This is a genomic window from Xenorhabdus kozodoii (assembly GCF_002632875.1).
Classification (GTDB): domain Bacteria; phylum Pseudomonadota; class Gammaproteobacteria; order Enterobacterales; family Enterobacteriaceae; genus Xenorhabdus; species Xenorhabdus kozodoii.
On sequence record NZ_NJCX01000008.1, the window covers coordinates 157,443 to 166,601 of the forward strand.

7 protein-coding genes, 6 tRNA genes and 1 pseudogene are annotated in these 9,159 nt (G+C 43.8%); 3 read left to right on the forward strand and 11 right to left on the reverse strand.

Annotated elements, in window-relative coordinates; translation table 11 throughout:
• The first annotated feature begins 9 nt into the window (after positions 1–9).
• The gene (gene ubiF / locus Xkoz_RS26790) at positions 10–1,191 is read left to right on the forward strand and encodes a 3-demethoxyubiquinol 3-hydroxylase (RefSeq protein WP_099141533.1); all 1,182 of its coding nucleotides are present in this window, start codon (positions 10–12) and stop codon (positions 1,189–1,191) included.
• A 37-nt stretch (positions 1,192–1,228) separates the two neighbouring features.
• Here ubiF and Xkoz_RS26795 read toward each other — a convergent pair whose 3' ends face one another.
• From Xkoz_RS26795 to nagB, 11 genes and pseudogenes are all read right to left on the reverse strand, one after another.
• The gene (locus Xkoz_RS26795) at positions 1,229–1,603 is read right to left on the reverse strand and encodes a helix-turn-helix domain-containing protein (protein WP_099141534.1); all 375 of its coding nucleotides are present in this window, start codon (positions 1,601–1,603) and stop codon (positions 1,229–1,231) included.
• 3 nt (positions 1,604–1,606) lie between these two features.
• Positions 1,607–1,913: pseudogene (locus tag Xkoz_RS26800) on the reverse strand (type II toxin-antitoxin system HigB family toxin).
• Positions 1,914–2,162: 249 nt separating this feature from the next.
• Positions 2,163–2,237 (reverse strand) — tRNA-Gln (locus tag Xkoz_RS26805).
• Positions 2,238–2,251: 14 nt separating this feature from the next.
• Positions 2,252–2,328: transfer RNA gene (locus Xkoz_RS26810), tRNA-Met, on the reverse strand.
• Positions 2,329–2,369: 41 nt separating this feature from the next.
• A tRNA-Gln gene (locus Xkoz_RS26815) sits at positions 2,370–2,444 on the reverse strand.
• Between the two features lie 83 nt (positions 2,445–2,527).
• Positions 2,528–2,602: transfer RNA gene (locus tag Xkoz_RS26820), tRNA-Gln, on the reverse strand.
• A 69-nt stretch (positions 2,603–2,671) separates the two neighbouring features.
• A tRNA-Leu gene (locus Xkoz_RS26825) sits at positions 2,672–2,756 on the reverse strand.
• A gap of 5 nt (positions 2,757–2,761) precedes the next feature.
• Positions 2,762–2,838, reverse strand: a tRNA-Met gene (locus Xkoz_RS26830).
• A 155-nt stretch (positions 2,839–2,993) separates the two neighbouring features.
• Positions 2,994–4,217 carry a DNA-binding transcriptional regulator NagC gene (gene nagC, locus Xkoz_RS26835; RefSeq protein WP_099141535.1) on the reverse strand — a complete coding sequence of 408 codons (1,224 nt, stop codon included), beginning with the start codon at positions 4,215–4,217 and terminating at the stop codon, positions 2,994–2,996.
• A 13-nt stretch (positions 4,218–4,230) separates the two neighbouring features.
• Positions 4,231–5,388: an N-acetylglucosamine-6-phosphate deacetylase gene (nagA, locus tag Xkoz_RS26840; protein ID WP_099141536.1), complete on the reverse strand. Its 1,158-nt coding sequence runs from the start codon at positions 5,386–5,388 to the stop codon at positions 4,231–4,233.
• A gap of 24 nt (positions 5,389–5,412) precedes the next feature.
• Positions 5,413–6,219: a glucosamine-6-phosphate deaminase gene (gene nagB, locus Xkoz_RS26845; protein ID WP_099141537.1), complete on the reverse strand. Its 807-nt coding sequence runs from the start codon at positions 6,217–6,219 to the stop codon at positions 5,413–5,415.
• 371 nt (positions 6,220–6,590) lie between these two features.
• Between nagB and nagE the strand changes: the two genes are divergently transcribed.
• Together nagE and Xkoz_RS26855 are read left to right on the forward strand one after the other, a co-directional pair.
• The gene (nagE, locus tag Xkoz_RS26850) at positions 6,591–8,618 is read left to right on the forward strand and encodes an N-acetylglucosamine-specific PTS transporter subunit IIBC (protein WP_099141538.1); all 2,028 of its coding nucleotides are present in this window, start codon (positions 6,591–6,593) and stop codon (positions 8,616–8,618) included.
• A 322-nt stretch (positions 8,619–8,940) separates the two neighbouring features.
• Positions 8,941–9,159, forward strand: a 219-nt coding sequence (locus Xkoz_RS26855) for a hypothetical protein (RefSeq protein WP_208615219.1), incomplete at its 3' end; no start/stop codon positions are given.

Here is a 9,159-nt window from a genome sequence, read left to right on the forward strand (position 1 = left end):
GTGATGAATATGAATAATCCACAACAAAAATTCGATGTTGTTGTCGTTGGCGCCGGTATGATTGGTGCTGCGACAGCATTGGGATTAGCGCAGGAAGGTTGGCGTGTTGCATTGTTGGAGCACCAACCTCCTGCGTCTTACGATGCGGATAGTGAACCCGATGTTCGTATATCTGCAATTAGCTGTGCTTCGGTGGATTTACTGAAACAATTAGGAGCATGGGAAAACGTATTGCAAATGCGCAGTGCCCCCTATCGGAAGCTGGAAACATGGGAGCAAAATGATTCGAACGTTATTTTCGATGCTGAAAGTTTGGGGCTGCCAGAGTTAGGGTACATGGTTGAAAATCATGTCTTACAACTGGCCTTGTGGCAGGAGTTTGAGCGTTACCCGAATCTGACCTTGTTTTGTCCCACCGCGCTGAAATCTATGCAGCGTCAGAATAAAACGTGGTTGGTGGCATTGGTGGATGGCACGGAAATTGATGCACGGCTGATTATTGGCGCAGATGGTGCCCGTTCTCAGGTTCGTCAACTGGCGGGTATTGGCAGTAAAGGGTGGCAATATCGCCAGTCGTGTATGCTGATCACTGTCAAGAGTGAGCAGCCTCAACAAGATATAACATGGCAACAATTTTTTCCTTCGGGTCCCAGGGCGTTCCTGCCACTGTTTGATCAATGGGCTTCATTAGTTTGGTACGATTCTCCCGCCCGTATTCGCCAGTTACAGTCGATGACGATGACACAGCTTGAACGAGAAATTTTTCAGGCCTTTCCTCCTCGCGTGGGTAAAGTCACGCCGATCGCCGCGGGTTCATTTCCACTGACCCGCCATCATGCCAGTCGTTACGTACAAGAAGGGTTGGTTTTACTGGGGGATGCGGCCCATACCATCAACCCATTGGCAGGGCAGGGAGTAAATTTAGGCTATCGGGATGTTGATGTTTTACTCAAGGTATTGACGGATGCTAAGGAATTGTTGGAAGAATGGGATTCTTTGGTGGTCTTAATGCGTTATCAGCGTCGCAGGATGCCGGATAATTTGGTGATGCAAGCGGGCATGGATTTTTTCCATACCACATTCAGCAATGATTTGCCGGGATTGAAAACGGTCCGAAATTTAGCATTGGTGGCAGCGCAACGTTCAGGCGTAGTGAAAAATCTTGCACTGAAATATGCATTGGGGCTGTGATGGGTTAATTCCTGTTAGGTTGAAAATAACTAGCCCCTTATGGGGCTAGTTTGGTTGGTTTTATAAGAATATCTGCAGGAATTCCGAACATACAGTGCAGATTCCGGATCATAGGTAATGTCAGGTTGCGTTTACGATTTAGAATTTCATAAACACGGTTGGATTTACCTATAGCTGACTCTAAATCTTTAATGGTTAATCCTGATTGTTCCATTCTGTATTTAATTGCTTCAATGGGATCTGGTGGATCTATTGGGTAATGTTCCGCTTCATAAGCTTCAATTAGCAGCACCATAACTTCCATGTAATCAAATTCAGGCGTCCCAATTTCAGGTTGATTTTCAAACAGTGGAGCAATAGCTTTTAATGCTTTTTGATAGTCGCTTTCTGTTCTAATAGGTTTAATGTTCATTGTTCACTCCGGCTCTATGATGTTGGCATTTATGGCATCATACTGTTTGTGTGTGCCGATGAATTTTATGTACACCCAGCCTGCGGGGTAAAAGATGGAAACTATCAGGCGGTAATCGTTCCCCTTGATGTTGAATACTTACTACGCGATTGTTTTTCAAAATACTCGCATTGCGGTATTGCGTTTTAATTTCAGCAGGTGTTTTCCAAGAGGCTTTTTTTGCCTCGTCAAACCAGGCCTTTAAAGGTTGTTCTGCGTCGGGATATTTTTCCCAAAACGTTTTTAATGATGCAACGGATATTATTTTCATAAAGTCATGCCAGTCCCAATACGGGACTTATGCAAGTGGCGAGTAAGCGTATTATTTTTACCCAATTAATGCTATTGGGTTGAAGATTTATTTGGTTTTCTTTGAAATGGCTTTTATGAGGAAATTTTGAAGGCTATAAAACAAAAAAACCACCTTGATTGGTGGTTTCTGCATTAAAGAATATCCTTATCGTATATTCTTTTTTTGCATTTTTTCAATATGTTATTTTACGTAACACATTGAAAATATTGGCTGGGGTACCAGGATTCGAACCTGGGAATGCCGGAATCAGAATCCGGTGCCTTACCGCTTGGCGATACCCCAACAGAATTTAGAAATGGTGGCTACGACGGGAATCGAACCTGTGACCCCAGCATTATGAGTGCTGTGCTCTAACCAGCTGAGCTACGTAGCCATTTACGATAATCGTAAGAGTTATGATAACGCCCAGAGAGATGGCTGGGGTACCTGGATTCGAACCAGGGCATGCCAGGATCAAAACCTGGTGCCTTACCGCTTGGCGATACCCCACCTGAATGTTATCAACGCAACCTTTGTTATTCTCGAAATGTTTAGGCAACACTATATCGTTTTAACTTATTGTTTCAGTTAAATGGCTGGGGTACCTGGATTCGAACCAGGGCATGCCAGGATCAAAACCTGGTGCCTTACCGCTTGGCGATACCCCACCTGAAACAACATACTAAAACTTAAAACCGTCACTAAAACATATTCTAAGTACAACCCAATGAAGAAAATGGTGCGGGAGGCGAGACTTGAACTCGCACACCTTGCGGCGCCAGAACCTAAATCTGGTGCGTCTACCAATTTCGCCACTCCCGCAAAGATGGTGGCTACGACGGGAATCGAACCTGTGACCCCAGCATTATGAGTGCTGTGCTCTAACCAGCTGAGCTACGTAGCCATCTTTTTTCGCTTTGCCTTCATCGGCGGTGCGGGGCGCATTATGCGTATATCAGACAAATGCGTCAACTGATTTTTTAAAGAAATATGCGCAAAATCGTTTGTTTGTTTGTCTTATAAACATTTTGTCGACAAAGTCGACTAAAACGGTGAAATTTATCCCCCAAGAAGATGTTGTAACAGTACCCCATTAAGCATTGCACGTTTTGTTAATGCGAATGCACCAATTGCTGAACAATGATTTAGCTCAGAAACCACCACCGGGAGGTCTTCGCTGAATGCTTTTAATACCTGGGTATTAATGCTGCTCTTGATAGTCGGTAGCAATATCTGCTGTGCTTGCGTTATTTCTCCAGCAATGACCACTTTCTGGGGATTAAACAAGTTAATGGCGATAGAGATAGCCTTGCCCAAATAGAGTCCGACATGCCTGATGACCTCTGTTGCCAGAGGATCACCCGCATTGGCTGCAAGGCAAATTGCATGGATATCACAATTATTCAAGGAAAGTTGGCTAGGGAACCCTTGGCGTAGTTGATGTTGCACTTTGGCTTCTATTGCTGAATTGGACGCGATAGTCTCCAGACACCCAAAATTACCGCAATGGCAGCGTTCACCCAGAGGATCGATTTGGATATGGCCTATTTCACCCAGATTACCGCGCTTGTTGAGCAGGATGTTGTTGTTAACGATGACCCCCGCGCCTGTGCCGCGATGGATGCGTACTAAAATGGAATCCTCACAATCGCGCGTTGCCCCGAAATAGTTTTCGGCCAAGGCAAGGCTGCGAATATCATGCCCGATAAAGCAGAAGGTCTTAAAATGCGCTTTGAGATGATTAATCAGCGGCCAATTATCTACCTTAATGTGTGGCATATAGCGGATGATACCCTGTTCAGGATCAACCAAGCCAGGGAGGATCACGGAAATGGCGATCAATTCACGGATCCGGCGCTGGTTTTTGTCGATGAAACTTTCAATGGCGCAAATAATCCGTTTCTCGACTTCTTGCTGACTATTTTCCTGCACAGGATAATGGGCTTCCACTAACATCTTGCCGCTCAGATCGAATAGCGCCACGGTTGCATCATGGCGCCCAAGCCGGACGCCAATAGTATGGAAATGGCGTGTTTCGGTAATAATGGAGATAGCGCGCCTTCCGCCGGTGGAAGCCTGATGCTCAACTTCTTTGATCAGTCCACGCTCCAACAACTGGCGAGTAATTTTTGTTACGCTAGCAGGAGCAAGTTGGCTCTCTTCTGCAATTTGGATGCGTGATATTGGCCCATGCTGATCAATCAGCCGATAGACCACCGCACTGTTTAACTGTTTGACGAGATCAATATTACCAATTTGCTTCTGTGCGTTTTCATTACTCATTCGTCTTTAATACTCACGGTAGATTGAATTCATTGCCGTTAACAATGGTTTTGCAGATTTTGAAATCATGAGTAAATGCGGTCAGATTCGCGACCTTGCCGGGTTCAATCGTGCCGAGATGTTTATCAACACCGATTGCGCGGGCTGGGTAAAGCGTCACCATTCGCAATGTTTCATCTAAAGCAATACCAACGTGTTCCACACTATTTTTGACACAATCAATCATTGTGATTGATGATCCGCTCAGTGTCCCATTTTCATCAACACATAAGCCATTTCGATAATATATTGTTTTATTAGCAAAGGTAAATTGTTCCATCGCATCGGTAGCAAGCCCGGCGGGAACAATGGCATCCGTCACCAGGATAAGTTTCTCATTTTTTAATCTCTTGGAATTGCGGACATTTGGCCATGAGACATGCATTCCGTCGCAGATAATGCCAGCATAAATGTCTGGGGAATCATAAATAGCACTGACCAGCCCAGGTTGACGGCCAGAAATCGGCGGCATGGCATTATATAAATGGGTAGAGAAAGTCATGCCATTTTGGAAGCCGTGACGCGCTTCTTCATAAGTCGCATTAGAATGACCCGCCGAAACCGTGATACCCGCTTCGGCTAATTGCCGAATATATTGGCTTTCCACCATTTCAGGGGCGAGCGTGATCTTGGTAATCACATCAGCATTCAGACACAGGTAATTCACCATTTCAGGGGTAGGTTTGCGGATATAAGCGGTATTATGCGTTCCTTTTTTTATTGGATTGATATAAGGCCCTTCCAAATGCAACCCTAATGCCTGATAAGGATTTTTTTTCAGGTAGGCGCGCATCACATCAATGGCTTTTATCATTAACTCATCAGGGCTGGTGATGAGGGTAGGCAGGAAACTGGTACAACCATAGCGCTGATTGGTTTTCTGCATAATATGCAGCGTCTCTTCTGAAATATCTTCCAGCCGTTCGTTAAACTGGACTCCACCACAACCGTTTACTTGTAGATCAATAAATCCTGGGGCGAGATTTGCACCCTGCAAATCGTGTTTTTCAATCTCTGCTGGCAACTCGTTTACCGGACAGACTTGTTTAATTAAATCATCTGCAATAATGACTGCATGGTTATCGAGCCTGTCATATCCGGTATAAATAATGCCATTGGTTAATGCGTACATTGATATCTTAACTCCTAAATCAGTTTAGCTGGCGAATTCATTAACGATATCGGCCTCTAACTGGTGGAAATACTTCACAGTCTTTACTTTCAGTTCCATCGTGGCGGGTTCATCACAGACAATCAGTGATTTTGGATGCATCTGCAAGCAACTGATTGTCCACATATGGTTAATACTCCCTTCTACTGCGGCTTGCAGGGCTTGTGCTTTATTCATTCCGGTTGCCAAGATCATAATTTCTTTAGCATCCATTAAAGTACCGACACCAACAGTTAATGCATATTTGGGTACTTGTTCCACATCATGATTGAAAAAACGGGAATTAGCTGTTCGCGTTTCAATGGTCAAGGTCTTAATTCGGGTGCGGGAAGAAAGGGAAGATGCCGGTTCATTAAAAGCAATATGCCCATCATTGCCAACACCACCCAAAAATAAATGTATCTTGCCATAAGCTGTGATCTTATTTTCGTAACGTTGGCACTCAATATCAATATCTTCCGCGTTTCCGTTTAACATATTGATGTTCTCTTTTGGAATATCAATGTGATTAAAGAAATTTTGGTACATAAATGAATGGTAGCTTTGAGGATGATCTTCCGGCAAGCCAACGTATTCATCCATATTAAATGTCACAACATGCTTGAAGCTCACTTTTCCGGCTTGATACAGGGAAATAAGTTCTTTGTAGGTTGCCAGCGGGGTGCTGCCTGTGGGAAGACCAAGCACGAAGGGATGCTCAGCAGTTGGATTGAACTCATTAATCTTACTTACAATATAGTGCGCAGACCAGCGACCAACGTCACTTGCCGTCGTTAAGGGGATCAGCCTCATGATTACCTCTTAAAAAAACAGTCAATTATCTAATAATGAGAAGTTATATACGCCACTCGTAATATCTGAGATATCAATGTGGTACGTGATAACTGTGTGACGAAACCACACATCATACTTGTTCTCAGTAGGGCTCGTCGTATTCAATGTGAGATAGATATTTTCAATAATAAAATAAGTTTTGCGATCTAGCTATATTTTTGATTAAAAGTTTATCAACTAGGGTGACTTTAATCACATATTAGGTGGATTTAATTTGCGATGCAAAATAATTTTTTTAGACTACTCATGTTATTAACAATAAGCACATAAATGATGACATTACGTTATTAAATAAAAGACTCCATTAACGGAGCTTCAAGGGGGCATAAGTGAATATTCTGAGCTACTTACAACGGATTGGACGGGCATTGATGGTGCCTGTGGCGACATTGCCCGCAGCGGCAATATTGGTTGGTGTAGGTTATTGGATTGATCCAACGGGATGGGGAGCCGATAATGCGTTGGCGGCACTACTTATCACGTCAGGCAATGCCATTCTGAACAACATGGGTATGTTGTTTGCGATTGGGATCGCCTATGGAATGTCGAAAGATAAAGATGGGGCTGCTGCACTGGCAGGGCTTATCGGATTTATTGTTGTCATACAACTCTGTTCTCCGGCAGCGGTGGCAATGATTAAGGGTATGCCGATTGGGGAAGTCCCAAAAGCATTTGGCAAGATTGATAACCAATTTGTTGGGATCTTGGTGGGAGTCTTTTCCGCTGAACTGTATAACCGCTACAGTAGGGTAGAGCTACCACAAGCACTGTCTTTTTTTAGTGGTCGTCGTTTAGTCCCTATCTTGAACTCTTTCCTGATGATTGTTGTGTCTTTTATCTTGATGTTTGTTTGGCCAATGGTTTACAACTGGCTGGTCGCATTCGGTGAAAGTATCACCAATCTTGGTTCCGTTGGAGCGGGTTTGTATGCCTTCTTCAACCGTCTGCTGATACCCATTGGTTTACATCATGCACTGAACTCAGTATTTTGGTTTGATGTTGCTGGTATCAATGATATTCCTAACTTTCTTGGTGGGCAGAAATCCATTGAAGCCGGAACGGCTGTTATGGGTATCACTGGCCGTTATCAGGCGGGTTTCTTCCCGATTATGATGTTCGGCTTGCCGGGAGCCGCATTGGCGATTTACCACTGCGCCCGTCCGGAAAATAGGGCCAAGGTTGCCGGTATTATGATGGCGGGGGCATTTGCCGCTTTCTTCACGGGTGTGACTGAACCACTTGAATTTTCTTTCATGTTTGTTGCTCCGGTACTTTACGTTTTGCATGCCATAATGGCAGGCATTTCAGTTTATATCGCAGCCACGATGCATTGGATTGCCGGGTTCGGCTTTAGTGCGGGGTTTGTCGATATGTTACTTTCCTCCCGTAACCCGCTGGCGGTTCATTGGTACATGTTGATCCCGCAGGGCTTGGTATTCTTCTGCCTGTATTATGTTGTTTTTCGTTTCACCATCAAAAAATTCAATTTGATGACCCCAGGACGGGAGTTGTCGGCCACAGATGAAACCGATGGCTATGATGTCGATAGGGTGAAGAAAAACCGTCATTCTGTACATAATATTGAGGAAGAAGCGCGTCAATATATTGCCGCTGTGGGAGGATCAGATAATTTGACCAATATTGATGCTTGTATCAGCCGATTGCGTTTGTCAGTCAAAGACTCAGGCTTAATCGATAATCAATCGGTGAAACGCCTCGGTGCTTCAGGGGTTATTCGCCTGAATAAACAGAGTGCCCAAGTTATTGTTGGGCCTCGTGCAGAATTGATAGCCGATGCTATGCGTGACTTGTTAAAGAAAGGTTTCGTTGCTGCATCAACAGAAATAGTGCAATCAGAGCCTCAATCTTTAGGAAAAAAGCATCACCAGCCGGAAGGTAAACCTATTCTGACCTTAATGGCGCCGATGAGTGGTGAATTAGTTGATTTAGAAAATGTACCTGATGAAGCATTCTCTCGTAAGATAGTGGGTGAAGGTATTGCCATTAAGCCCACATCGGATACCGTTTTTGCGCCTGTTGATGGTAGGGTTGTTAAAATTTTTGATACGAATCATGCATTTTGTATGACCGCAGATAATGGTGTTGAAGTCATTGTCCATATAGGTATTGATACTGTCTTATTAAATGGAAAGGGATTTAACCGTTTGATTGAAGAAGGCGTAAAAGTAAAAGCAGGAGATGCAATATTGAAGTTGGATCTTGACTACCTGAACGCGAATGCTCGCTCTTTAATCAGCCCGGTTGTTATTAGTAATATTGATGAATATGAAGGAGTTAACATTATATCTAAGGGCAAAGTGATAGCTAAAAAAGAGATTTTATTTCAAGTCATATAATAAATTTTAGGTGATAAAAATTAACTTTTTGGTTTACATAGGTGATCGCTTAGGCGATCACTAAATAAAATCGTGGGTTAATTTTTCTAGCAGGGCAAGAGCGTGAATGTTCACTTCTTGCCCTGATTTTTCTAGCGTAAATTATTATTTGTTTTATACCCTATGGATTTCAAGATGCAGCGCGGCGGCAAGGGAATGAACCCCCAGGAGCATAGATAACTCTGTGACTGGGGTGAATGAGCGCAGCCAACAAAGCGGCAACTTGAAAGACGACGGGTATATACCAATCTAACTTCAAGTTGCCGTTTGCAAACCAACGAGAGTGTTTATATCTCCCCGCTACGCGGGCATAGGTATCTACACATTTATTGAAATTTATGTTATTACCTTTCAGCATGCTCTTAATTTTACTCTCGCCGGGCTTGATGCCCGGCTTAACCGTCGATACCCGATGCTGGTCAAACAACATATGACACCTTCAGATCCTCTCGCCTGTGCAATTAAAGACGTGGCCAGCGCACAGAAAACCACGTTCGCCACC